This window comes from Pseudonocardia sp. P1 (genome assembly GCF_000178675.2).
Taxonomy (GTDB): domain Bacteria; phylum Actinomycetota; class Actinomycetes; order Mycobacteriales; family Pseudonocardiaceae; genus Pseudonocardia.
In genome coordinates this window covers 834,115-857,238 of the sequence record NZ_ADUJ02000001.1, presented here as the reverse complement: position 1 = coordinate 857,238, position 23,124 = coordinate 834,115, and the positions used below count along the sequence as shown (strand labels likewise).

The window sequence follows — 23,124 nt, the reverse complement described above, 5'->3', positions numbered from 1 at the left end:
ATCCCACGTCGAATCCCGAGGAGCCCGTTGATGCAGGCCGCTGACCTCAGCACGTTGGAAGCGGTGGCGCTGGCCGCCACCCGCAGCGCCGCCGTGGCCGGCTACGCCTGGGTCGGCCGCAACGACCAGAAGGCCGCCGACGCGGCGGCGACCACGGCCATGCGCACGGCCCTCGCCGCCGCACCGGGCCGGGGGACCGTCGTCATCGGGGAGGGGGAGAAGGACGACGCCCCGATGCTGTTCAACGGCGAGGTGGTCGGCACCGGCCACGGACCGGACTTCGACATCGCCGTCGACCCCCTCGAGGGGACCTCGTTCTGCGCGCGGGACCTGCCCGGCTCGCTGGCCACGATCGCCTTCGGCGACGCCGGCACGCTCTGGTCGCCGGGGCCAGGGTTCTACATGGACAAGATCGTCGTGCCCCCGGCCGCGAAGGACGTCGTCGATCTCGACGCCCCGCCCGAGCAGACCGTGGCCGACGTCGCCGCGGCACTCGGGAAGGACGTCGCCGACCTGCGCGTCGTCATCATGGACAAGCCGCGGCACACGGAGCTGATCGAGCGCGTGCTCCGGACGGGCGCTGCGGTCCAGACACCGGCGGGCGGCGACGTCGGCGGTGCCCTGGCGGTGCTGATGCCGACCCACGACCTCGACCTGCTCCTCGGGGTCGGCGGCACACCGGAGGGGGTCATGACGGCCGCGGCGGTCCGGGCGCTCGGCGGCGGCATGCTGGGCCGCCTGGCCCCGCAACGTGACGACGAGGCGGACGCGATCCGCGCGGCGGGCATGTCCCTCGACCGCGTCTACGACGGTACCGAGCTCGCGGCGGGTGAGGCCTTCTTCGCCGCCTCCGGGGTCAACGGCGGGCCGCTGCTCGCCCGGCCGCACATCCGCGACGGCACGACCGTGGTCGAGTCACTGCTGATCTCCCGAGGTCAGATCCGCCACATCACCCACACCACCTTCGACTGACCCCACCCGGACGACCAAGGAGATTCGGTGACCCTGCACCTGGACGACCTCCGTGTCCGCGACCTCGGCGAGTGCCACTACGACTCGCCGATGTCCGAGCTGCTCCCCACCAAGCAGACCTCGCCGCACTACGTGGCCGAAGGCGACCGGGTGCTGCTCGAGGACACCGTCTCGATGCTGGCCGGGCACGGCCTCCCGTCCGTCCAGGCACCGAGCTTCGAAGCCGCCGGCCCGCGCCGCAAGATCTACTTCGATCCCGCGGAGGTGACCGCGGGCGTCGTCACCTGCGGGGGGCTGTGCCCCGGCCTCAACAACGTCATCCGCGGCCTGGTCAAGGCACTGGCCGTGCACTACAAGGTCAAGCGGATCCTGGGCTTCCGCAACGGGCTCCGTGGGCTGACGGCCGAGCACCGCGACGACACCGTCGACCTGACCGTGGACGGCGTCCGCGACATCCACCACGCCGGCGGCACCATCCTGGGCAGCTCACGCGGCGGGCAGGACGCCGACGAGATGGTCGACAGCCTCGTCCTGCGCGGCGTCGACATCCTGTTCGTCATCGGTGGCGACGGCGGGATGCGCGCCGCGACGTACCTCAGCGAGGCGATCCGGGCGCGCGGTCTCGACATCGCGGTCATCGGGGTCCCGAAGACCATCGACAACGACCTGCCTTTCACCGACCAGTCGTTCGGGTTCCAGAGCGCGTTCGCGCGCGCCACCGAGTTCATCTCCGCGGTCGCGGTCGAGGCCGCGGCCAGCCCGAACGGCGTCGGGATGGTGAAGCTGATGGGCCGCCACTCGGGGTTCATCGCCGCCTACGCCGCGCTGGCCGCGAGCGCCGCGGACATCGTCCTGATCCCCGAGGTCGGGTTCGCGCTCGAGGGCGAGACCGGCCTGCTCGCCCACGTCGAGCAGCACGTGCGCACCAAGGGCCACGTGGTGATCGTCCTCGCGGAGGGGGCCGGCCAGGACCTCCTCGACGACCACGGCCCGTCCTCCGTCGAGCTCGGCTCCCTCTCCGGGGCAGGCCTGCTGCAGCACAACGGCCGCGGCACCGACGCGTCGGGCAACATCAAGCTCGGCAACATCGGTGAGCTGCTCAAGGAACGCATCACCGCCCACCTGAGCGCGGTCGGCCTCACGCCCACGATGCGCTACATCGATCCGAGCTACGCGGTCCGCAGCATCGCCGCGAACGCCTACGACAGCGTGTACTGCCTGCGCCTGGCCCACGCCGCGGTGCACGCGGCCATGGCCGGGCGTACCGAGGCCGCCGTCGCGCGCTGGCGGCGACGCATCGTCCACGTCCCGCTGCCGCTGATGACCAGCCGCCGCAACCAGATCGACCCCGACGGCGACATGTGGATGTCGGTCCTCGAGGCCACCTGCCAGCCTGCCGAGTTCGGCCCGGTGCGCACCCGCGACACGGTCCCCGCGGGCTTCTGCTGACCGAACGCACACGCCGGCGCGGACGCCCCCTCCGGAGCACGGCGGCGGGTTCCCCGACCACGGCGGAAGCTGCTTCGTCCCCCGGTGCGACTCATCGACCATGCGTCGACCGGGCCGGACGGGCGCCGTGGCGCGCCAGGAGGTAGCCGGCCGGGGGCCTGCCCGGGGCCGGAGCGGCGATGCGCATGCGTCCGAGTTCGACGAAGCCGTGCGGTCGCAGCCGTTCGTCGAGCGCGTCGAGGTGCCACAGGAACGCCGGTGAGGCCTTGTGGGCATAGGGGATCCAGCCGTCGGCGCCCGGTGTGTCGGTGATCTGCACCCCGATGAGCAGGGGACCGCCCGGCCTGATCACCCGGGCGAACTCGGCCAGGACGTCCGGGAGGAGGTCCGGCGGGGTGTGGATGAGCGAGAAGTGCGCCAGGACGCCGGCGACCGAACGGTCCGGTGCGTCGAGACGGAGCATGGAACCGACCTCGTAGCGGAGATCGGGGCGGTATCGCCGGGCGATCGCGACCATGGCGGGTGACAGATCGACCCCGTAGGCCCGGGTGCCGTTCCGGTCGAGGTGGTCGGTCCACTGTCCCGGGCCGCACCCCGCGTCGATCACGGCGTTGTCCGGTCGATCGGCCCTGTCCGGTCGATCGGCCCTGTCCGGTCCATCGGCACGGTCCGGTCCGCCGGCACGGTCCGGCCCACCGGCACGGTCCGGCTCACCGGCGCTGTCCGGCCCGCCGCCACGGGCGAGCCCGGCGAAGGCGTCGATCATCGCTGCGGAGAGGGCGTCGGTGGTCTCGTCGCCCTGCCGCACCATGTCGTCGTACGCCTCGGCGACGTCGTCGTAGTCCCGGCGCGTCCGTTCCACGGCCTCGTGCTCGTCCATGCGGCGGACCATAGGGAACGGCACCGACACCTCGGCCGCGCCTGCGCGCCCGGCCCACTCCCGCTCTGACCCATGCCCGCCACGACCGCACACGTTCTGGTGCTCCCGCACGAGATACGAACCGTGCGGGAGCACCAGAAGGTGTGCGGCCACCTTGCCGTTGATCCACGGGCAGTGCGGCCGGATGAACTTCTGGGGTGCTCCGAGACTGGTCACCTCGTCCGCGAATATCCGCCAGCCGCGGTAGTTGCGGGCGTTGTCGGTGATCACACTCTCGATGCGGGCGATGCGATGCGGGCGATGCGATGCGGGCGATGCGATGCGGGCGATGCGGGCGATGCCGGCTGCAGCGAACGCGGCCGCGGCGCGCTGAAGGAAACCGGCGCAGGTGGCGAGCTCTGATCGGGCAGGCCTCGGCGTAGGCGAAGCGGGAGTGGTCGTCGACCACAGTGTGGACGTAGTCGAACCCGATGCGGCGGGCCGCGCCCGGACGTGGGCCGCGGTCGTGGACCCGCCAGCCTCCACCGTCGGGGATCCGGTCAAGCTTCTTCACATCGACGTGGACCAGCTCACCGGGCGCGGCGCCTTCGTAGCGGTGGGCTGAGGCGCCTTCATGCTCAGAGGGGCACGATCTTCACCACACAGCTGCAGGAGTTCGCCGACCGCGGCGTGCTAGTCATGCCCGCGAACTTGTCGACCGGCAACCTCGGCGCGGCGCTCGCGGCCCACCCGCCTTGTGTGGTCACACGTCTCATCGAGGACATCGACCGCGTGGCGATCTACACCACCCAAGTACGGCTGGAAGGAACCGCATGCGTTCGCACGCTGCCCGGCGGGAGACATGTCGTCCGGCACGCGCTCACTGACAGGGATCGCGCGACCCTGCACGACGCGATGCGACGCACGGTGACTCTGTTGCTGCAGGCTGGTGCCACCGAGCTGTACCCGTGCATCCCAGGCGCCGGGCCGTGGACCGGACCCGACCAGGCATATGCGGAACTGGACATATCTGACACGCGCACCTGGGGCATGGTTTCCGTGCACGCCATGGCCTCGTGCCGGATGGGGCGCCCTGAACGTGGCGGTGTGTGCGACGACGACGGACGTCCGCACGGCGTCGACGGTCTGGTCATCTGTGACGCCTCTGTGCTGCCAGGATCGACTGGGATCAGCCCGCAGCAGACCGTCATGGCGTTCGCGCACGAGATCACCGAGCGGTTCCTCAATCGCGCCGGTGTGCGTGGCACGCCGTTTCGGGTGCGGCCGTGCTGAAATGGGTCCCATGCCGGAGACGGGTCGACGCCCCACGATCAAGGACGTCGCGCGCGCCGCCGGTGTGTCGCTGCAGACCGTCTCCCGAGCGATCAATGGTAAGGCCGAGATCGACCCCAGCACGCGTCAGCGCGTGCTCGATATCGTGCAGCAGATGGGCTACCGGCGCAGTCGCCACGCGCGAGGGCTCGCTGCACCCGGTGTGGACACACTCGGCCTGATCGTCCCTGACCTGATCAACCCGTTCTTCCCGTCGCTGATCCAGGGCGTCATCGACGCAGCGTCCGCACAGGGCTGGCGGGTCGTCGTGTCCACAAGCGACGGCGATCCCGAGGGTGAGCAGCGCCTGATCCGTTCGATGAGCGAGCAGGTCGACAGCCTCGTCGGATACTTCGACCACAGTCGCGCACCGACTCCACCCCTCCCGCCAGATCTGCGGCTCGTCCTGTTGGACCCGGAGAAGGCGGTACCCGGGGCGGGCTCGGTGCGAATCGACGTGCCGGGCGGAGTCGACGCGGCCGTGGCTCATCTTGCGGAACGTGGCTACCGGCGCCCAGGGATGATCGACTGCACCACCACCTGCGACCGGTTTCTGCGCGGCCGTTCCTTCCTGGCCTCCGCGGCAGCCCGTGGCCTGGACATGGGGAGAGATCGGATCGAGCTCGCCGAACAGTCGATCGCCGGAGGCGAGACCGCCATCCACGCGCTGCTGGAGCGGCATCCGGAGGTGGACGCGGTGTTCGCGTTCAACGACCTCGTGGCCGTCGGTGCTCTCCGCGGGCTGGCAGCCCGCGGATTGCGTGTCCCACAGGACTGCGCGGTCATCGGGTTCGACGGCTCGGTACTGGGCGGCCTCGTCACCCCCACGCTGACCTCGGTGCATGTCGACACCCACCGACTCGGCTTGCTGGCAGTCGACGAGGTGCGCCGACTGATCGATGACCAGAGCTCGTCCGACACGGATCCAGTCACCCTGGACTGCGAGCTTCTCGTCCGCGACTCCACCTGAGTCCGTTACAGTTGACACCCCGGTTGGTGCAGGGCACGCTTCTCCGTTAGCGCTCACGGGAGCGTTAACAAATCTACCCAGAGTCGTGCCGAGCATCTGAGGAGAAACGAGCCGATGACCGGATCCGATCTAGGGTCCCTGTCAGTCGCCCGCCCGGTCACACTGTTCACTCGGGGCGGAGTGGTGACTGCGCTCGGGGCGTTCGTGCTGATCGGCGGACTGCAGGCCGCATACGGTCCCGCCCTGCCGACGTTCCAGGAACGCTTCGGGCTGGGCCCGACAGGAGCGGGGCTTGCTCTATCCGCGCATTTCCTCGGCGGCGTCGCCGGTGTGTTGCTGTTTCATCGCAGGTTCAACGGCCGAAGCGACCGGGCCATGCTCGTCGGCTGCCACCTCGCGGTGGCCGGCGGCGCCGTGGTGTTCGCCCTGGCGTCGGTCTGGTGGCTTGTCCTGGCAGGTGCACTCGTCGCCGGGCTGGGGTTCGGCGGGTTGGACTACGGCCTCAACCACATGTTCGCTGTCGGGTTCGGCGCCCGCAGCACATTCATGCTGAATCTGCTCAATGCGTTCTTCGGCGTCGGTGCGATCATCGCGCCTGCCGTCGTCGGAGCGCTGGGGGCCGACAATTACTCGGTCGTGTTCTTGGCGTTCGCGTTGCTGGCTCTCCTCCTGCTCCTTGGACTGGGCGGAGTGCGCCCGCGTCCGGCGCGCACCGAGGCCGACGATCCAGTGGGGGCCGATCGTGCCCGGACCTCCGCCCTCCTCGGGATGGTCCTGGCGTTCGTGGTGCTCTATGCGCTCAACGTGGGTATTGAGTCCGCGGTCGGCGGCTGGGAGACCACCCACCTGATCGGCGTCGGCTGGACTGCGGGGGCAGCCGCCACCGCCACGGCTGCCTACTGGCTGATGATGACCCTCGGGCGGTTCGTCGTCCTGCCCCTGACCGTGCACGTGCGTCCGTCGACGATCGTGCTCGTCAGCCTCGGTGGGATGGGCGCCTGCTTCGGTCTGGCCATGGTCCCCGCTCTAGCTCCGTGGGCTTATGCCGGCGTCGGGCTCTTCATCGCACCGATCTTCCCGACCGGACTGGCGTGGCTCTACGAACTTGCTCCCGCAGTCCGGCGCCGCGCTGCCCACGTCATCGCTGCGTCCATGGCCGGCAGCGTAGTGCTGCCCACGTTGCTCGGGCTCGGGATCGAAGCCCTCTCGGTAGAAGTCGTCCCGGGCGCGCTGTTCGTGCTCAATGCGATCTGCCTGGCGCTCGCGTGGAAACTCGTTCGGCTGGGGCGTCCGGCCGGCCCGCGGCGGCAAGCTTCACCCGAAGTAGGAGAACTCCCATGACATGGACCCCTCGGTGGTGGATCACTGTGATCCGGTTGCTGGATCGCACGACGCTGCTCCTCTTCAACCCGTCGCCGGTCATGATCTCGGTGGCTCGGCACGACTTCGGGCACAGGAGGCCGGTGGACAGGAGATCGGGCCGCAGCTGACCGCGGGGGACCCGGCCACGGTCGTCCCGCCTGGATGCTGTTTCCGACAGGCTGTGCTGAAACGCCGGTTCCTGATGCTGCCAGGTCAGAACCGCGACCGGTGCCTAACCAGTGGCAAGCCCGCGCGGGGCCCGCTGGGCGGGCGGTCCCCGACCGGGTCCTGCGCGACGTGTTATCTGCCGGGCCGGGGACTGTGACGGCCACTGGCGGTCGCCGCTCCCGCGCCGATACCGGTATCGGCCTTCCGGACCACGAGCAGAGCTCGTCGTCAGTCGTCGTCCGGTGCGCCCGGGACGGCGGGGGCCTCGATCCCCGGAGGGGACGCCGCGTCGTCGTCGTCGCCGCCGGCGTCGTCGACCGGGACCAGGCCGAACACGGTGAAGCTGATGGCCCAGTAGGCGATGTAGCCGACCAGCAGCGCGGCGCCGTGCCATCGGCGCAACCGGCCGGTGAACAGGGCGTACGCCGCGAACCCGTTGATCACGACCAAGGCCGGCAGATGCCAGCTGAACACCTCGGAGGTGATGACGATCGTGCCGCCGGCCAGAACGACGATGCCGAGCTTGGCCGTCACCGAGAACACCACGCTGCCGACGACGTTCCCGACCCCGATCGCGGGCGCACCCCGCCGGGCCGGTTCGACGGTCAGGAAGATGTCCTCGAGGGAGAGAACCAGGGTCGCGATCGTCGCACCGAAGACCGTGCCGCTGATCGCGAAGTTCTCCAGCAGCCCCTCGGTGCCCTCCGACATCGCCCAGGCACCGACGACGAGACCGAGCAGCGCCAGTATCGCCAGGAGCAGCAGCGTGCTGCCGGAACGACGGTTCGCCGTCGCGACCGCGAGGTCGCCGGTCTCGTAGAGACCCCCCGCACCCGCGTCACCGGAACCGCCCCCCGCGGTCCCACCGCCGGCGGAGGCGGCGACCCGCCGGCCGGTGACCGCGCGGGTCTCGTCGCCGTCGAGCGACTCGAGCACCTCGGAGCTGCGGAACGTCGGCATCGCCCGCTGGTACTCGCGGTAGGCCACGTAGGCCACGAACGCCACGAACAGCAGGATGAGCACGATCGCGGACGCGACCCCGAGCTCGCCGATCAGGGCGACCGGGACCAGGATCAGCGGGGCCAGCGCGAAGATCGCGATGTAGTCCCGGGGAATCTCCACCCGGCAGGGCGCGATCAGCGCGGCGAGGCCCAGCACCAGGCCGGTCATCGACATGACGGTCCCGAAGATGACGCCGATCGCGACGTCCTCCAGGCCCTCGAGGTTCAGCACGATGCCGAACGCGAGGTCGTCGAACTCGATACCGGTGAACAGGATCGCCAGCAGGAACAGCGACACCGTGAGACCGCGGGCGGCGCCGACCAGATAGGTGATCAGCTTTTCGGCGCTGTAGACGAGCACCGCCGCACCGGCGGCGAAGACGATGAGTGACGTTATCGCGTCCATGGTGCGGTGCTCCTCCTCGAGCAGGCGTCGGCCCGTGCAGCGACCAGAATCGATGGACGAACGGCGACCGGGCTCTCCCTGTCACGCGTTCGACGGCAGCCGGGAACCGGCGGAGACTCCTCGGAACGGAGACCGTAGATCCTCATAGGACGCCGAATCCGTCGCCGCCGGGATGGTAGACCGCACCCGACATCTCGCGGAGCTGGTCGAAAGGCGAGTTGACAGGAACGGGATCGATACGTCCCGAAAGGATCCACTCCGCCGGACCGGGTGGGCGGCGATGAGCGCGCCCACCCGGTGGCCGAACGGTGTGGCCCCCTCACGAGGTCTGCGGCCACAGCCTCGATCGCTCGGGGTGGTCGTCGTCGAGCAGGCGGTGTGCCAGCGCGATCGCCTCGTTCGGGTCGATCTGGTCGAACGCGGGATCCCCGTAGGAGAGGCTCTCGAAGACGTCGGCGAGCTCGTTCGCCGCGGCCGGGGACAGACCGTCGTCCCGCTCGCAGCGCACGTAGCGCACCCGGAGCACCCCGGCGGCCTGCAGCATCAGTGCGCCGTAGGCGTTGGCGGGCGCCAGCTGCGGGGGTCGGTGTCCTTCCATGCCGGTTCCCCCTCAGCCGGTGGCGCGCTGCTTGAGCTCGGCCGCTGCCGCGCCCGGGTCGTCGGCGCCGTAGATCGCCCCGCCCGCGACGGCGACGACCGCGCCGGCCTCACGGACCGAGGCGATCGTGTCGGCCTTGACCCCACCGGCGATCGAGAACGCCACCCCGGCCTCCCGGCCGTCGTCGAGCAGCTGCGCGATCGAGTACCCCGGACGGGCCTGCTCGTCGAGACCGGCATGGATCTCCACGAACGCCACACCCAGCTTCGCGACCTCACGGATCCGGGCCACCCGCCCGTTGACCACACTGATCATGTCCGCCACGACCTGCTTGCCGTGCTTCTCCCCGGCCGCGACCGCACCACGCACGGTGTCGTCGTCGACCGCACCCATCACCGTCACCAGATCCGCACCCGCGGAGAACGCCAGCTCCGCCTCCAGCGCACCCGCATCCGCGGTCTTCAGGTCCGCGAACACCAGCTTGTCCGGGTGCGCCGCCTTGATCGCGGTCACCGCACCGATACCCGCCGACTTCACCAACGGCGTACCCAGCTCCAGAATGTCCACGTGCTCGGCCACCTGGTCCGCCAGCCTCAACGCCGAGGGAAGATCCAGAACATCCAACGCCACCTGCAGCTGCACGAGAGAACTCCCAACGTCACGACTCCGATGTATGTCCCCACCACCATCACCGCCACCACCGAAAACCGGCAACGCCGCAGCACATGCGAAAAACCAATCCCCTGATACGCCTTCCACATAACCGTCCGGGGCCGCAGATGATCCCGATCCGCTCGTGGCGGACTCGTCGCCGTTCGTCCGCGGTCCGGCGCCGGTCGTTCCCACCCGGTTGTCAGGCATCGGCGTGGGTATCACGGTGAGCGGACAAGTCCGGCAGAGCCGGTGTGGAGGTGGGGGAAATGAACGCCTGGTCCGCGAACGAGTTCGAAGCGCGGCTGCGGTCCATCGGGGAGAAGCGGTATCACCATCTGCACCCGTTCAACGAACGGATGCACGCGGGCACACTGACCGAGAACGAATTCCGGGGCTGGGTGCGGAACCGCTTCTACTACCAGGTGAACCTCCCGGTGAAGGACGCGTTCATCCTGACCAAGCTCCCCGGCCGCGACGACCGGCGGCGCTGGATCCAGCGCATCATCGACCACGACGGGCGTACCGGCGACGAGGGCGGCATCGAGAAGTGGATCCGCCTCGGCGAGGCCGTCGGCCTGACCCGTGAGCACCTGTTCGACGACGACACGGTCCTGCCCGGCACCCGGTTCGCGGTGGACGCCTACGTCGACTTCTGCCGACGGCAACCGTGGCTGGAGTCGGTCGCCTCGGCGCTGACCGAGCTGTTCGCGCCGGACCTGCTCAGCCGGCGGATCACCGACGTCACCCACCACTACCCGTGGATCGCGACCGACGGTCTCGAGTACTTCCGGGCACGGCTCACCCAGCAGCCCAAGGACATCGAGCACCTGCTCGAACTGGTCCTCGACCACGCGACGACCCGCGAGCAGCAGGACGCGTGTGCCCGGGCGCTGGAGTTCAAGTGCGACGTCCTCTGGAGCCTGCTCGACGCCGTGGAACTCGCCTACGGCAGGAGCCGCTGATGACCGACGACGATCTGACCGCCACCCCCCGGCTGGCGACCAGGGCGATGCTCAAGCACGACCGCGTCCGGGGTGTGGAGCTGCTGCTGCTGCCCGAGCGGGTCGTGGTCCTCAACCAGTCCGGCGCGGCGATACTCGGCCTGTGCGACGGCAACCGGACCGTGCGGCAGCTGGTCGACCAGCTCGAACGGGACTTCGCCGCGACCGACCTCGTGAACGACGTCATGACGTTCCTCGACGACGCCAGCGGGCGGGGCTGGGTGGTGGTGTCGTGAACGGCCCGCCCCAGCCCTACGGCCTGCTGGCCGAGGTCACCCACCGGTGCCCGTTGCACTGCGTCTACTGCTCGAACCCGCTGGCGCTGCTGGAGCGCCACGACGAGCTCGCCACCGACGACTGGCTGCGGGTGATCGGCCAGGCGGCCGGGCTCGGCGTCGTGCAGGTCCACCTGTCGGGCGGGGAACCCCTCGTCCGCGGCGACCTGGAGACGCTGGTCGCCGAGTGCCGCCGCCTCGGCCTGTACACGAACCTGATCACCAGCGGTCTCGGGCTCACCGAGCGCAGGGTGGAGTCGCTGGTCGCCGCCGGGCTCAACAGTGCCCAGCTGAGCATCCAGGGCGACGCCGCCGAGTCGACGGACCTGGTCGCGGCGAGCAAGCGGTTCGACAAGAAGGAAGTGGCCGCGCGCCTCATCCGTGACGCCGGGCTGCCGTTGAACATGAACGTCGTGCTGCACCGGCTCAACCTCGACCGGCTGGACGCGATCATCGACGTCTGCGTGCAGTGGGGCGCCGAACGGCTCGAGCTCGCCAACACCCAGTACTACGGCTGGGCGCTGCGCAACCGCGAGGCACTGATGCCCGGCACCGCCCAGCTGGACCGGGCGGTCGAGGTCTACCGGCGTCGCAAGGCGGAGTTGGCCGGGCGGACGGAGCTGCTCTGGATCCTCCCGGACTACTACGAGCCCTACCCGAAGCCGTGCATGGGGGGCTGGGCGCAGACCGCGCTGACCGTCGCCCCCGACGGTCGCGTGTATCCGTGCCCTGCGGCCTCGGAGATCACGACCATGGAGTTCGACTCCGTCCGCGACCACGACCTCGACCGGATCTGGACGACGTCCGCTGCGTTCGCGGCGTTCCGCGGCACCGAGTGGATGCCCGACCCGTGCCGCAGCTGCGTGCGCAAGGAACTGGACTTCGGCGGCTGCCGCTGCCAGGCCTTCGCCCTGACCGGCGACGCGGGGCGCACCGACCCGGTGTGCCGGCACTCGCCGGACCACCACCTGGTGCAGGACGCGCTGGACAGGGCCAACCAGGACGACGCCGGGACCCGGGGGCAGGAGCTCGTCCACCGCCGTCCGACGGTGTCGGCACGGAGGCGATGACGCCGTAGCGGCTCCCGCGCCGGGGCGCGGCGCCCGCCGGCCTCCGTCCCCGGGACGGGGCGGGGTCAGGCGCGCGCCGCGTCCTCGGTGTCGCGCAGCACGCGGAGGGCGTTGCCCCGGGCGAGCTTCCGCAGGTCGTCGCGGCTCCAGCCGCCGGCATCGAGGGCGTCGAACAGGCGGGGGTAGTACTCGACGCTCGGAATGTCGGGCGGGGGCGTCATGCCGTCGAAGTCGCTGCCGATCCCGACGTGGTCCACGCCCATGACCTCGCGGAGGTGGTCGAGGTGGCGCACGATGTCGGCGATCCCGACCGCGGGGGGTGGGTTCCTGCGCTCCCACCCCGCGACGGCGGCGTCACGGACCTCTCTCCGCGCGAGGCCCCACCGCCGGAGGTCCTCGCTGAGGAAGGTCGGCAGGAACACGGCCATGACGATGCCGCCGGTCGACCCGACGCGTTCGAGGACGGGATCCGGGACGTTGCGGGCGTGCCGGCACACGGAGTAGGCCCCGGAGTGGGAGAAGAACGCCGGTGCCCGTGACACGTCGAGCGCCGCGTCCATGGTGGCGTGTGCGGTGTGCGACAGGTCGACGAGCATCCCGAGGTCGTTGAGCTCGGTCACGACCATCCGTCCGAAGTCGCTCAGCCCGCCGGTGTCGACGACATCGGTGCAGCTGTCGGCCCAGCCGGTGTTCCGCGTGTGCGTCAACGTCAGGTACCGGGCGCCGAGCCGGTGGAACAGGCGCAGGACCTCGAGCGAGTCCAGGATCTGGTGCCCGCCCTCCACCCCGATCAGCGACGCGATCCGGCCCTCGCCGTTGATCCTCTCGATGTCGTCGGCGGTGCGTGCGAGGGCGGTCCGGTCCGGGTGGAGCGCCTGGAGGCGGTGGATCCCCTCGAACTGTTCCAGCGTCCCTGCCGCCAGCGCCGCACCCGTCGTGGAGCAGGGCATCCACACCGACCAGAACTGGGCACCCACCCCACCCGCGGCGAGCCGGACCAGGTCCGTCTGCAGGGTGCGGGGCCGGGCGAGAGCGAGGTCGAGCGTGCCGGAGTCCAGCCCCGCCTCGTCGCGGATCTTCGAGATCATGTCGTTGTGGCCGTCGATCAGCGGCGCTTCGGCCAGCAGCGACCGGACGCCGTCGTCGGTACGCAGGCTCATCTCTCTCCTCGGGGCAGGCGGTCACCCGGTCACCCCGTCAGGCGAACCGGTGCTCGGATCCGACCATCCGCACCGTGTCCGGCTCCGAGCACAGCAGAATCGACCGCGTGGTGGCGCGGCCGGCGCGGTACCGGACACCGTCGAGCAGCTCGCTGGTGACCACCCCGGTGGCGCAGAACAGGACGCGCCCACCGCGGACGAGGTCCGCCGTGTGCAGGACCGGGCCGGCACCGTGGGAGCGCAGCCGGAGCTGCAGCGAACCGCCCGTGCAGGACAGGGCGGCGGCGGCCATGACCCCCTCCGCCACCCCGGCGGTGCACAGGAGCACGTCCACCGGGCTCTCGGGGAGGGCCGCGGCGATCGCTCCCGCGAGGGCGCCGCCCTGCAGGGCGTGGACCCGGGCCCCGGCGTCGCGGACCTCGTCCACGACGCCGCGGTGCCGGAACCGGTCGAGCACGGCGACCTCCACGTCCGACACCCGCACGCCCTTGATCGCGGCGACCGCGCGCAGGTTCTCCGCCACCGGCCTGGTGATGTCGACGGCGTCGGCGCAGTCGGGGCCCACGGCCAGCATCTCCACGTCGGAGGGCACCCGCGGCGTGTACAGCGCGCCGTGCCCGGCCACGGCGATCGCCACCAGCGAGTCCGGTACGTCCCCGGCCGGTGACCGGTCGCCGCCACCCACCCTGATGCCGAGGTCGCACAGCGGCCCCGCACCGGCGCCCGCGGCGTCGCCGGTGCGCAGGACGGGGGAGTCGTCCCGCTCGCCCTCGCCGATCACCACGGTGCCGTGCACGGGCACGGACCGGAGGTGCTCGTGCATCGCCAGACCGGCGGCGGCCCTGTCGCGGCCCGACCGCTCGCGGCCGGCCCCTCGACCGGCCGCGAGCGCGGCGGCCTCGGTCGCCCGCACGAGCTCCAGCCCGAGATCCGCATCCGGTCCCGGGCACGACGCGGTGGCGAACCACTCCTGAGTACTCATCACCCTCGATCCCCGTGACCGGCACGAGCTCCGGCGCGCGCTCCGACGCGGACGCGGAGGGCGGCCGGCTGCTCCGACCGCCCTCCGCCGTCAGGCACTCATCGTGCGGCGGCGTTCGCGACGGCGTGCTCGGACAGCGCGTCCTGGGCGGCGCCCCAGCTGTCCTGGTCGCCCCGCCACACCTCCAGCGCCGGCCCGACCAGGGCCCGCCCGAACGAATAGGTGAGCTCCCAGGGCAGCGGGTCGAGGTGCTGCATCGCCCCGAGGTGCTGCGTCGCGACCTCAGGGCGCTGCCCGCCGGAGAGGAAGGCGATGCCCGGCACGGACGCGGGGACGGTCTCCCGCAGCGTCTCCACCGTGGCCCGGGCGACGTCCGCCACCGTGGGCTGCTCGGGGCTACCGGTCCCGGCGACCACCATGTTCGGCTTGAGGACGATGCCGTCGAGCTCCACCTCCATCAGGGCGAGCTCCTTGAACAGCGACCTCAGCACGGCGGTCGACACCTCCCGGCAGCGGTCCAGCGAGTGGGCACCGTCCATCAGGACCTCGGGCTCCACGATGGGCACCAGGCCGCCCTCCTGGCACAGCCCCGCGTAGCGCGCCAGCGCATGCAGGTTCGCGCGCACCGCCCGCGACGACGGCGTGTTGTCGCCGATCGTGATCACCGCGCGCCACTTCGCGAACGTCGCGCCGAGCCGCACGTACTCCGCGACCCGCTCCCGCAGCCCGTCGAGACCCTCGGTGATCTTCTCCTCGGCCGCCCCCGCGAGCGGCTTCGCCCCGGTGTCGACCTTGATCCCGGCGAGGATCCCGATGTCGTCGAGGTACTCCGGGAACGTGCGGCCGTTGCTCAGCTTCTGGTGGAACGTCTCGTCCGCGAGGATGACACCGCTGACCGACTCGGCCAGCCGCGGAGTGGTGACGATCAACTCCCGGTACACCCGGCGGTTCTCCGCGGTCGGCTCGACGCCGACGTTCTCCAGCCGTGCCGACATCGTCCCGATGCTCTCGTCGGCGGCGAGGATGCCGCGCCTGTTGGACACCAGGGTCCGTGCGATCTTGTTCAGAGCAGACACTGTCGTCGATCCTCCTGTAGGTACGAAACGGGTGCGGCGATCAGGCGATCGCCTCGTGGACGTCGATGGCCGGCGACTGCTGCGGCCGCGGCCGCAGCCGCGATCGCGAGCCGGCCTTCCTCGATCTCTGGCCCGCCCCGACGACCGGCACCGGGGAGCCCTTCGCCGCGGCGACCTCCACCAGCTCCGCCGCGTACCCCGGAAGGCCGCGGCGCTCGCTCCAGGCCGCGTAGATGGGCTTGGCAGGCATGTCCTGGTCGACGGCCACCAGGTGCAGCCGCCCCTCCGCGAGCTCGGCCCGCACGGTGGACACGTTCAGCACCGTCACCCGCCGGCTGGTCGCGACCGCCTGCTTGATCGCGGCGTTGGACGGCAGCTCCACGTGGCTCTGCGGGGCGTGCGCGGCGTCCAGCAGCTCGTCGGTGAACTCCCGCAGCCCGGAACCACGCTCGCGCACCACCAGGGGCGCGCCCGCCAGCTCCGCCACCGTCAGCGGAGTGCTCCGCGTGGCCCACGGGTGGTCCGACCCGACCACGACGGCCAGCTCGTCGTCACAGATGTTGCGGGTCACCAGGTCGTCGCGATCGTGGCGCTGCCCGCGGTCGCCCGCCTCACACCAGCCGTCGATGAACGCGAGATCGGCCAGGCCCGCCTGGATCATCCCACGCAGCGCGTCGACACCGCCGCTCTGCACCTCGACCCGCACCTCGCCGAACGAGAACCGGGAACGGTTCAGCCACTCGGGAAGCAGGTGCTCCGAGATCGCCGGACTGCCCGCGACCCGGAGGCGCTTCGTCTCGCCGCTCCGGGCACCGGAACCGAACTCCAGCAGCTCCCGCGCCGCCTCGATCACGTTCCGGGCGTACTTCGCGAGAATCTCCCCGTCCTCGGTGAGCTTCGAACCCGCGGGAGAACGTTCCAGCAGCTGAATTCCGAGGCGGCGTTCCATCGCGCTGATCCGGATACTCGCGGCCGGCTGGGAGAGACTGTGCGCCTGCGCCGCTTTCCCCACGCTGCCGTGACTCCCGACCGACAGCAGCAGATCGAGGTCGGCGAGCTGAGGCATCTTGGACGGAAGCACCATTGGATTCATCCCTCTCGCTGACCTGCGACTCGCGGTACGCAGCGAGATTGGGCACACCGGTTCGGGTGGTCAAGGCGGCCGAGACGAACGCACGCTGCGCGCGCATGAACGGTGTGCGGCAGGTCACCTACGGGACGGCGCCGGAATCAGGCGGTGGTGACGGGCCCCGCATTCCCTCCCGTGACGCCACGACCGCCGCTCGTCGTCGGTGCGCCGCCGTTCGTTCGACCCGGCTCCGCTCCGGCGGACGCCGGGCGGCCCCGTTTCTTCACGTAGTCGTTCCGCGGCGACGACCGCCCGTCATCTCGGGTCCGGTTCGCCCCATTGGCCCGATCCATGCGACACCCACTCGTGACAGCGGGGCAACCCGGGACGGTGGTCCGGGCACGCAGCATTCCGTGCGGCGGCCGCCGACCCGGCCGCCGTCGGAGGTGGGGGACGTGACCCAGGAGATGGACCCGCCGGCCACGGCGGCACCGGCCGCGGTCGGCGCAGCGCGGGAGACGCTCGAGGACTACACGCTCCGGTACGCGCCACGCAGCTACCGCAGGTGGTCACCGGGCGTCGTCGGGGTGACGGCGCTGGGCGGGATCGCCTACCTCGCCGACTTCTCGATCGGCGCCAACATCGGTATCGCCTACGGCACGACGAACGCGCTGTGGGGGATCGCGGTCTTCGCGCTCGTCGTGATCGCGACCGGCACGCCCGTGGCCTACTACGCCGCGCGGTACAACCTGGACCTCGACCTGGTGACCCGCGGCTCCGGATTCGGCTACTACGGCTCGATCCTCACCAACATCATCTTCGCGACGTTCACCTTCATCTTCTTCGCGCTCGAGGGCTCGATCATGGCGCAGGGGCTCGAGCTCGGGCTCGGCGTCCCGCTGTGGATCGGCTACGCCGTCTCCACGGTGATCATCTTCCCGCTCGTCGTGTACGGGATGTCGCTGCTGTCGACGCTCCAGCTCTGGACGACGCCGCTCTGGCTGGTGCTGATGGTCCTGCCGTTCGGCTACCTCGTGCTGGCCCACCCGGACTCGGTCTCGACGTTCCTGGCCTACCAGGGCGAGGACGGCCTGGGTGCGCCGAGCATCGGCTCGGTCATGCTCGCCGCGGGGGTCTGCCTGTCGCTGATCGCGCAGATCGCCGAACAGATCGACTACCTGCGGTTCATGCCGCCGAAGACGCCGGAGAACCGCCGCCGGTGGTGGACGGCGACGCTGCTGGCCGGGCCGGGCTGGGTCCTGTTCGGCGCCGCGAAGCAGGTCGTCGGCCTGTTCCTGGCCGTGTACTTCATCGCGAACGTCGCCGGGGGCGCCGCGGTGGCGAACGAGCCCGTGCAGCAGTTCCTGCTGATCTACCAGGACCTCGTGCCGGGCTGGCTGGCGATCACCCTCGCGGTGGTGCTCGTCGTCGTCAGCCAGGTCAAGATCAACGTGACGAACGCGTACTCCGGGTCGCTGGCCTGGACGAACTCCTTCACCCGGATCACCGGGACCTATCCCGGCCGGCTCGTGTTCCTCGGCGTCAACCTGCTGATCGCGCTGGTGCTGATGGAGGCGAACATGTTCGACTTCCTCAACGCGATCCTCGGCTTCTACGCGAACATCGCCATCGCGTGGATCGTCGTCGTCGCCACCGACATCGCGGTCAACAAGTACCTGCTGAGGCTCTCCCCGAAGCACCCCGAGTTCCGCCGCGGGATGCTCTACGCGGTCAACCCGGTCGGGTTCGTCTCGGTCGTGCTGGCCGGCGGACTGTCGATCGCGACGTTCTTCGGGGCGCTCGGGACGGCGATCCAGCCGTTCTCCCCGCTGGTCGCGATCGCGCTCGGGCTCGTGCTGCCCCCGGTGCTGGCGGTCGCCACCGGGGGCCGGTACTACCTGCGCCGGACCGACGACGGCATCGACCTGCCGATGTACGACGAGCACGGCAACCCGTCGGACGTGGTGCTGCCCTGTCACGTCTGCGGGCAGGACCTGGAGCGCCCGGACATGACGGCGTGCGTCGCGCACGACGCCTACGTCTGCTCGCTCTGCCTGAGCACGGACCGGCGGAAGGAGCACGTGCTGCCCGCCCAGGGGTGACCACCCCACGGACCGGACCGGGGCTCCCCGGTCGTCGAAGCGGTGGCCGTCACCGGCCCGTTCCGGTGGCGGCCACCGCGCCCTCCGCGCCTTCCACGCCCTCCACGCAGGACAGTGCCTCGGTGAGCCGGCGGTCCGCGGTGACCGCGTCGTGCGCGACGGCGGTCGCGAGCACGCCCCGGACGGCGAGCGGGGACAGGCTCCAGCCCTCGCCCGCGGCGGGGCGGGTGCCGCCGTCGTCCCCGATCAGGACCTCGGTGCCCAGCACGCGGTGCCCGGCCAGGTGGGCGGGTGAGTCGTCGAGATCCGGGTCGCCGATCTCCTGGGTCTGCACCAGCAGCGGGAGCCCCCGTTCGGTGATCCGGACCGTGCCGCGGTAGCGCCCGGGGCGCTCGCCGGTGCGGCCGCCGACCAGGAGGTCCCGTGCCCGCAGCGACGCCGTCGGGGCGAGGTCGGCGTCCAGCACCGTCTCGTGGTCGGCCCGCCCGGTGACGACGGTCGGCTCGGGCAGGTAGGTCAGCGCGCCGCCGTCGCCGATGGTGCAGGACAGGACCGTCCGGCTCGGACGGCCGGCGCCGGGCAGCGCGACGGCCGCCGCGACGCCGGTCAGCACCAACTGTGCGCCGGGTCCGACGGTGACGTCGAGCCGCACGTCGTCGCCGGCGAGCGGGGTGGACGCCGACCCGACCAGGTGGACGACGGCGTCGGGGCTCGCCGCCGCGGCCGCGCCCCGCCGCGGGACCAGCGCCAGCGGCGCCTGGGCGCGCAGGACCGTCACGACGGTCCGGCCGTCCCGCAGCTCGACGGCGAGGCTCGCGCGGGCGCGCACCTCAGACCGTCGCGCGGACCGCGGCGACCTGCTCCAGCACCCAGGCGCAGGCGTCACCGGCGGACGGGTCCTCGACCAGGGACTGTGCGAGGACCGGGAGCTCGCCCCGGATCCGCGCCGCGTCGCCGGTCATCACCCCGAGATCGGCGCCGACCAGCGGGGCGAGGTCGGTCTTGTTGATCACCAGGAGGTCCGCGGTGGTCACCCCGGGGCCGCCCTTGCGGGGCACCTTGTCCCCACCGGCGACGTCGACGACGAAGATCTGCCGGTCGACCAGCCCCCGGGAGAACACGGCGGTGAGGTTGTCCCCGCCGGACTCGACGAGCACCAGCTCCAGGTCGCCGAACCGTTCCTCGAGCAGGTCGATCGCGTCGAGGTTGGCGGTGATGTCGTCGCGGATCGCCGTGTGCGGGCAGCACCCGGTCTGCACCGCCTCGACCCGGTCCGGTGCCAGGACGCCCGCTCGACGCAGGAAGTCGGCGTCCTCGGTGGTGTAGATGTCGTTGGTGACCACCGCCAGCCGGACCCGCCCGGCCAGGCTGCGGGCCAGCGCCGCGACCAGCGCGGTCTTGCCGGAACCGACCGGGCCGCCGATCCCGATCCGCACCGCGCGTCCGGCGTGCGGGGCGGGGGTGTGGTGGTCGTGGTCGGTGACGGTCGGGTCGAAGCTGATCACGTGGCCGTGACCGTGGCCTGTGTCAGGAGGCAAAGAGACGCACCCTCTCGCGGTGGTGGTGGACGTGGGCCTCGGCCATGAGGTCGAGGACCGGCGCACCCGGCGCCGGCAGATCGGTGACCGGGCCCGCCGCGAGGTCCGCGGCCTCGCTCACGAGCGCGGCGAGGTCGGGGCCGAGCGCGACGAGCACGGCGTTGACGGCGAACGGGTCCAGCCCGAGCAGCCGCACCGCGGCCGAGGCGGGACCGCTGACGGCCAGGTAGCCGACACAGCGGGCCGCCGCGGCGGGGTCCTCCCCGGCGTACCCGATCACCGCGCCGGCCAGCAGCGGGTGGTGCGGGCGGGGGTGGACGGCGACGAGCGCGTCGAGCACCGGCGACGGCCAGGCCGCCCGCACCGCCCGCAGCGCCGCCCGGCCCTGCGCCCGCGAGGCGTCGCGCTGCGCCGCCGACGGGGTGCGCGCGTCGAGCGCGGCGTCCAGGGCGCGGAGCGCCCGTGAGTGGAAACCGTGGTCGGAGCCGACTTTTCCACTCACGAGCGCGGAGCGCCCCGCGGCGGTGGCGGCGACCCGGCCCGCGGTGCGCAACCGCCCGCGCAGGAACGTGGCGAGCGAGTCCACGTCGGTCACCAGGCCGCGGGACACGGCCTCCTCCAGGCCGCCGGAGTGGACGTGCCCGCCACCGGGGAACCGGGCGTCGGCGAGCACGAGCGAGGCGAGGCCCGTCATCAGAACAGGAAGTAGCGCTGGGCCATCGGCAGCTCGCCGACCGGCGCGGGTTCGACGACGGCGCCGTCGATCGTCACCCCGAACGAGTCCGGGTCGACCCGCACCTCCGGCGTCGCGTCGTTGAGCACCATCGCCGCCTTGCGCACGGAGCGGGTGTCGGCGACCGGCACGCACGGCGTCGCGAGGCCGAGACGGCCGGGGACGCCGTCGTCGAGGGCGGACGGTGCCATGAAGGTCAGCGAGCCCAGCGCGGCCGGGGTGGGGGCGTAGCCGAACATCGGGCGCCCGTAGACCGGGCCGGGCGTCGGGATGGAGGCGTTCGCGTCGCCCATCTGCGCCCAGACGGCGAACCCGCCCTTCAGCACGACCGCGGGCCGCACCCCGAAGAACTTCGGCTCCCACAGCACCAGGTCGGCGAGCTTGCCGGCCTCGACCGACCCCACGTGCTCCGCGGCGCCGTGCGCCAGCGCCGGGTTGATCGTGTACTTGGCGACGTAGCGCCGGGCCCGCAGGTTGTCCGCGCGGTCGGAGTCACCGGGCAGCGGCCCGCGGGCGGCCTTCATGACGTGCGCGGTCTGCCAGGTCCGGACGACCACCTCGCCGATCCGGCCCATCGCCTGCGAGTCGCTGCTCATCATCGAGATCGCGCCCAGGTCGTGCAGGACGTCCTCGGCGGCGATCGTCGTCGGGCGGATCCGGGACTCGGCGAACGCCAGGTCCTCGGGCACCGACGGGTTCAGGTGGTGGCACACCATGAGCATGTCGAGGTGCTCGTCGAGGGTGTTCACGGTGTGCGGCCGGGTCGGGTTCGTCGACGACGGCAGCACGTGTCCGGTGCCGACGACCTCGATGATGTCCGGGGCGTGCCCGCCGCCCGCGCCCTCGGTGTGGAACGCGTTGATCGAGCGGCCCCCGATGGCGTCCAGGGTGGACTGCAGGAAGCCGGCCTCGTTGAGCGTGTCGGTGTGGATCGCGGCCTGGACGCCGGTCTCCTCGCAGACCCGCAGGCAGGCGTCGATCGCGGCGGGGGTGGTGCCCCAGTCCTCGTGGAGCTTGAACCCGCCCGCCCCGGCGCGGAGCTGCTCGTGCAGCGCCGCGGCGCTCACCGTGTTGCCCTTGCCCATGAGCAGGACGTTCACCGGCTGGTGGTCCATCGCGCCCAGCATCCGGCCGATGTTCCACGGACCGGGGGTGACGGTGGTGGCCTTCGATCCGTCGACCGGCCCGGTGCCACCGCCCATCAGCGTGGTCACACCGGACGCGAGCGCGGTCTCGACCAGCTGCGGGCAGATGAAGTGCACGTGGGCGTCGATCCCGCCCGCGGTGAGGATCTTCCCGTTGCCGGAGAGCACCTCGGTGCCCGGGCCGATCACCAGCGCCGGGTCGACGCCGTCCATCGTGTCGGGGTTCCCGGCCTTGCCGATGCCGACGATCCGGCCGTCCTTCACGCCGACGTCGGCCTTCACCACGCCCCAGTGGTCCAGCACGACGGCGCCGGTGATCACCAGGTCGGGGCACTGCTCCGCGGTCACGGCGGCCTGGCCCATCGACTCGCGGATCACCTTGCCGCCGCCGAACATGACCTCGTCGCCCGACGCGGGACCGCGGGAGCGGTCCTCGGTCACCTCGACGACGAGGTTCGTGTCGGCCAGCCGGATCCGGTCGCCGACCGTGGGGCCGTAGAGGTCGGCGTAGCGGGCCCTCCCGATGGTGCCGCTCATCGTGCGTACCCCCGCTCGTCCAGGGCGCCGGCCCGTTCCGGGCGCAGACCCGGCACCCGGCGGGCACCGGCGATCGGCACCAGCGTCACCTCGCGCGCCACGCCCGGCTCGAACCGCACCGACGTCCCGGCGGGCACGTCGAGCCGGTGCCCCCAGGCCGCGTCGCGGTCGAACTCGAGGCCGGGGTTGGCCGCCGCGAAGTGGTAGTGCGAGCCGACCTGGACCGGCCGGTCGGCGACGTTCTCGACGGTCAGGACGATCCGCTCGCGTCCCGGGTTCAGCGCGACCGGCTCCTCGCCGAGGACGATCTCGCCCGGCGAGCCCGCCGTGCTCCCGCCACCCCCGCCGCTCACGCGATCGGCCCGTGCACGGTGACGAGCTTGGTGCCGTCCGGGAAGGTGGCCTCCACCTGCACCGAGTCGAGCATGTCCCCGATGCCGTCGAGGACGTCGTCGCGGGTCAGCACCTCCCGGCCGCTCGACATGAGCTCGGCGACCGTCCGCCCGTCCCGGGCGCCCTCCAGGACGTGCTCGGTGATCAGCGCGACCGCCTCCGGGTAGTTCATCCGCAGGCCCCGCTCGCGCCGTCTGCGGGCGACGTCGGCGGCGACGTGGACGAGCAGCTTGTCGCGCTCCTGGGGGCTGAGGTGCATCCCGGAACTCTCT

General features: G+C 71.6%; 23 protein-coding genes and 1 pseudogene. 9 read left to right on the top strand and 15 right to left on the bottom strand.

Going from position 1 to position 23,124, the window contains the following annotated elements; all coding sequences use genetic code 11:
- Window positions 1-30: 30 nt before the first annotated feature.
- A complete protein-coding gene (locus tag PP1_RS03465; protein ID WP_010226649.1) occupies window positions 31-972 on the top strand; it encodes a fructose-bisphosphatase class II family protein in 942 nt (313 codons plus the stop codon).
- A 27-nt stretch (window positions 973-999) separates the two neighbouring features.
- Window positions 1,000-2,421: an ATP-dependent 6-phosphofructokinase gene (locus PP1_RS03460; RefSeq protein ID WP_010226647.1), complete on the top strand. Its 1,422-nt coding sequence runs from the start codon at window positions 1,000-1,002 to the stop codon at window positions 2,419-2,421.
- 91 nt (window positions 2,422-2,512) lie between these two features.
- Here PP1_RS03460 and PP1_RS03455 read toward each other — a convergent pair whose 3' ends face one another.
- Window positions 2,513-3,301 (bottom strand): class I SAM-dependent methyltransferase, encoded by a 789-nt coding sequence (locus PP1_RS03455; RefSeq protein ID WP_249265975.1) that lies wholly within the window; start codon window positions 3,299-3,301, stop codon window positions 2,513-2,515.
- Window positions 3,302-3,451: 150 nt separating this feature from the next.
- Window positions 3,452-3,905: pseudogene (locus PP1_RS03450) on the bottom strand (hypothetical protein); the annotation flags it as partial.
- Window positions 3,906-3,979: 74 nt separating this feature from the next.
- On the opposite strand from PP1_RS03450, the gene PP1_RS03445 reads away from it, so the two are divergent.
- The 3 genes from PP1_RS03445 (at window position 3,980) to PP1_RS03435 (ending at window position 6,923) form a co-directional block, all read left to right on the top strand.
- Window positions 3,980-4,573, top strand: coding sequence for a GMC family oxidoreductase (locus PP1_RS03445; RefSeq protein ID WP_139323865.1), 594 nt, complete (start codon window positions 3,980-3,982; stop codon window positions 4,571-4,573).
- Window positions 4,574-4,583: 10 nt separating this feature from the next.
- The gene (locus PP1_RS03440; protein ID WP_010226639.1) at window positions 4,584-5,582 is read left to right on the top strand and encodes a LacI family DNA-binding transcriptional regulator; all 999 of its coding nucleotides are present in this window, start codon (window positions 4,584-4,586) and stop codon (window positions 5,580-5,582) included.
- Between the two features lie 114 nt (window positions 5,583-5,696).
- Window positions 5,697-6,923: an MFS transporter gene (locus PP1_RS03435; RefSeq protein WP_050802259.1), complete on the top strand. Its 1,227-nt coding sequence runs from the start codon at window positions 5,697-5,699 to the stop codon at window positions 6,921-6,923.
- 417 nt (window positions 6,924-7,340) lie between these two features.
- Here the strand turns inward: PP1_RS03435 and PP1_RS03430 are convergent, their stop codons facing one another.
- The 3 genes from PP1_RS03430 to hxlA form a co-directional block, all read right to left on the bottom strand.
- Entirely contained in the window at window positions 7,341-8,519 is a 1,179-nt protein-coding gene (locus PP1_RS03430) for a sodium:calcium antiporter (RefSeq protein WP_010226633.1), read from the bottom strand.
- A 319-nt stretch (window positions 8,520-8,838) separates the two neighbouring features.
- Window positions 8,839-9,117: a hypothetical protein gene (locus PP1_RS03425; protein ID WP_029239314.1), complete on the bottom strand. Its 279-nt coding sequence runs from the start codon at window positions 9,115-9,117 to the stop codon at window positions 8,839-8,841.
- Window positions 9,118-9,129: 12 nt separating this feature from the next.
- Window positions 9,130-9,759, bottom strand: coding sequence for a 3-hexulose-6-phosphate synthase (gene hxlA / locus PP1_RS03420; RefSeq protein WP_029239997.1), 630 nt, complete (start codon window positions 9,757-9,759; stop codon window positions 9,130-9,132).
- A gap of 278 nt (window positions 9,760-10,037) precedes the next feature.
- Between hxlA and pqqC the strand changes: the two genes are divergently transcribed.
- Genes pqqC through pqqE form a run of 3 tightly spaced genes read left to right on the top strand, consistent with a single transcriptional unit; the run spans window position 10,038 to window position 12,117 of the window.
- Window positions 10,038-10,733: a pyrroloquinoline-quinone synthase PqqC gene (pqqC, locus tag PP1_RS03415; RefSeq protein WP_010228272.1), complete on the top strand. Its 696-nt coding sequence runs from the start codon at window positions 10,038-10,040 to the stop codon at window positions 10,731-10,733.
- Window positions 10,733-11,008 (top strand): pyrroloquinoline quinone biosynthesis peptide chaperone PqqD, encoded by a 276-nt coding sequence (gene pqqD, locus PP1_RS03410; protein WP_010228270.1) that lies wholly within the window; start codon window positions 10,733-10,735, stop codon window positions 11,006-11,008. The genes pqqC and pqqD overlap by 1 nt, the downstream gene beginning before the upstream one ends.
- Window positions 11,005-12,117 carry a pyrroloquinoline quinone biosynthesis protein PqqE gene (pqqE, locus tag PP1_RS03405; protein WP_010228268.1) on the top strand — a complete coding sequence of 371 codons (1,113 nt, stop codon included), beginning with the start codon at window positions 11,005-11,007 and terminating at the stop codon, window positions 12,115-12,117. Before pqqD ends, pqqE begins: the two co-directional genes overlap by 4 nt.
- A 65-nt stretch (window positions 12,118-12,182) precedes the next feature.
- On the opposite strand, the gene PP1_RS03400 is transcribed toward pqqE, so the two are convergent.
- The 4 genes from PP1_RS03400 to PP1_RS03385 form a co-directional block, all read right to left on the bottom strand.
- Window positions 12,183-13,277, bottom strand: a complete 1,095-nt coding sequence (locus PP1_RS03400; protein ID WP_010228267.1) for a dipeptidase — start codon at window positions 13,275-13,277, stop codon at window positions 12,183-12,185.
- A gap of 37 nt (window positions 13,278-13,314) precedes the next feature.
- On the bottom strand, window positions 13,315-14,259 hold the full coding sequence (locus PP1_RS03395; protein WP_010228266.1) for a fructose-bisphosphatase class II: 945 nt from the start codon (window positions 14,257-14,259) through the stop codon (window positions 13,315-13,317).
- Window positions 14,260-14,357: 98 nt separating this feature from the next.
- Window positions 14,358-15,335 carry a class I fructose-bisphosphate aldolase gene (locus tag PP1_RS03390; RefSeq protein WP_010228265.1) on the bottom strand — a complete coding sequence of 326 codons (978 nt, stop codon included), beginning with the start codon at window positions 15,333-15,335 and terminating at the stop codon, window positions 14,358-14,360.
- A 40-nt stretch (window positions 15,336-15,375) separates the two neighbouring features.
- Complete coding sequence (locus PP1_RS03385) at window positions 15,376-16,419, bottom strand: LysR family transcriptional regulator (protein WP_010228264.1); 1,044 nt, start codon at window positions 16,417-16,419, stop codon at window positions 15,376-15,378.
- Between the two features lie 452 nt (window positions 16,420-16,871).
- On the opposite strand from PP1_RS03385, the gene PP1_RS03380 reads away from it, so the two are divergent.
- Window positions 16,872-18,506, top strand: coding sequence for a purine-cytosine permease family protein (locus PP1_RS03380; protein WP_033199307.1), 1,635 nt, complete (start codon window positions 16,872-16,874; stop codon window positions 18,504-18,506).
- A 49-nt stretch (window positions 18,507-18,555) separates the two neighbouring features.
- Here PP1_RS03380 and PP1_RS03375 read toward each other — a convergent pair whose 3' ends face one another.
- Genes PP1_RS03375 through PP1_RS03350 form a run of 6 tightly spaced genes read right to left on the bottom strand, consistent with a single transcriptional unit; the run spans window position 18,556 to window position 23,111 of the window.
- Entirely contained in the window at window positions 18,556-19,335 is a 780-nt protein-coding gene (locus PP1_RS03375) for an urease accessory protein UreD (RefSeq protein WP_075314177.1), read from the bottom strand.
- Window position 19,336: 1 nt separating this feature from the next.
- The gene (gene ureG, locus PP1_RS03370) at window positions 19,337-20,044 is read right to left on the bottom strand and encodes an urease accessory protein UreG (protein ID WP_029239210.1); all 708 of its coding nucleotides are present in this window, start codon (window positions 20,042-20,044) and stop codon (window positions 19,337-19,339) included.
- On the bottom strand, window positions 20,034-20,738 hold the full coding sequence (locus PP1_RS03365; protein ID WP_075314178.1) for an urease accessory protein UreF: 705 nt from the start codon (window positions 20,736-20,738) through the stop codon (window positions 20,034-20,036). Before PP1_RS03365 ends, ureG begins: the two co-directional genes overlap by 11 nt.
- Window positions 20,738-22,459, bottom strand: a complete 1,722-nt coding sequence (locus tag PP1_RS03360) for an urease subunit alpha (RefSeq protein WP_010233708.1) — start codon at window positions 22,457-22,459, stop codon at window positions 20,738-20,740. Before PP1_RS03360 ends, PP1_RS03365 begins: the two co-directional genes overlap by 1 nt.
- Window positions 22,456-22,812 (bottom strand): urease subunit beta, encoded by a 357-nt coding sequence (locus tag PP1_RS03355; RefSeq protein ID WP_010233706.1) that lies wholly within the window; start codon window positions 22,810-22,812, stop codon window positions 22,456-22,458. Before PP1_RS03355 ends, PP1_RS03360 begins: the two co-directional genes overlap by 4 nt.
- Window positions 22,809-23,111 (bottom strand): urease subunit gamma, encoded by a 303-nt coding sequence (locus tag PP1_RS03350; RefSeq protein ID WP_010233705.1) that lies wholly within the window; start codon window positions 23,109-23,111, stop codon window positions 22,809-22,811. The genes PP1_RS03355 and PP1_RS03350 overlap by 4 nt, the downstream gene beginning before the upstream one ends.
- Window positions 23,112-23,124 lie beyond the last annotated feature (13 nt).

Excerpts from the sequence above, each read along its gene's own strand:
- PP1_RS03465 (WP_010226649.1), top strand. The coding sequence starts at position 31 with ATGCAGGCCGCTGACCTCAGCACGTTGGAAGCGGTGGCGCTGGCCGCC.
- PP1_RS03455 (WP_249265975.1), bottom strand. The coding sequence starts at position 3,301 with ATGGACGAGCACGAGGCCGTGGAACGGACGCGCCGGGACTACGACGAC.
- PP1_RS03445 (WP_139323865.1), top strand. The coding sequence starts at position 3,980 with ATGCCCGCGAACTTGTCGACCGGCAACCTCGGCGCGGCGCTCGCGGCC.
- PP1_RS03440 (WP_010226639.1), top strand. The coding sequence starts at position 4,584 with ATGCCGGAGACGGGTCGACGCCCCACGATCAAGGACGTCGCGCGCGCC.
- PP1_RS03435 (WP_050802259.1), top strand. The coding sequence starts at position 5,697 with ATGACCGGATCCGATCTAGGGTCCCTGTCAGTCGCCCGCCCGGTCACA.
- PP1_RS03430 (WP_010226633.1), bottom strand. The coding sequence starts at position 8,519 with ATGGACGCGATAACGTCACTCATCGTCTTCGCCGCCGGTGCGGCGGTG.
- PP1_RS03425 (WP_029239314.1), bottom strand. The coding sequence starts at position 9,117 with ATGGAAGGACACCGACCCCCGCAGCTGGCGCCCGCCAACGCCTACGGC.
- pqqC (WP_010228272.1), top strand. The coding sequence starts at position 10,038 with ATGAACGCCTGGTCCGCGAACGAGTTCGAAGCGCGGCTGCGGTCCATC.
- pqqD (WP_010228270.1), top strand. The coding sequence starts at position 10,733 with ATGACCGACGACGATCTGACCGCCACCCCCCGGCTGGCGACCAGGGCG.
- PP1_RS03400 (WP_010228267.1), bottom strand. The coding sequence starts at position 13,277 with ATGAGCCTGCGTACCGACGACGGCGTCCGGTCGCTGCTGGCCGAAGCG.
- PP1_RS03395 (WP_010228266.1), bottom strand. The coding sequence starts at position 14,259 with ATGAGTACTCAGGAGTGGTTCGCCACCGCGTCGTGCCCGGGACCGGAT.
- PP1_RS03385 (WP_010228264.1), bottom strand. The coding sequence starts at position 16,419 with ATGGTGCTTCCGTCCAAGATGCCTCAGCTCGCCGACCTCGATCTGCTG.
- PP1_RS03380 (WP_033199307.1), top strand. The coding sequence starts at position 16,872 with ATGGACCCGCCGGCCACGGCGGCACCGGCCGCGGTCGGCGCAGCGCGG.
- PP1_RS03365 (WP_075314178.1), bottom strand. The coding sequence starts at position 20,738 with ATGACGGGCCTCGCCTCGCTCGTGCTCGCCGACGCCCGGTTCCCCGGT.
- PP1_RS03360 (WP_010233708.1), bottom strand. The coding sequence starts at position 22,459 with ATGAGCGGCACCATCGGGAGGGCCCGCTACGCCGACCTCTACGGCCCC.
- PP1_RS03350 (WP_010233705.1), bottom strand. The coding sequence starts at position 23,111 with ATGCACCTCAGCCCCCAGGAGCGCGACAAGCTGCTCGTCCACGTCGCC.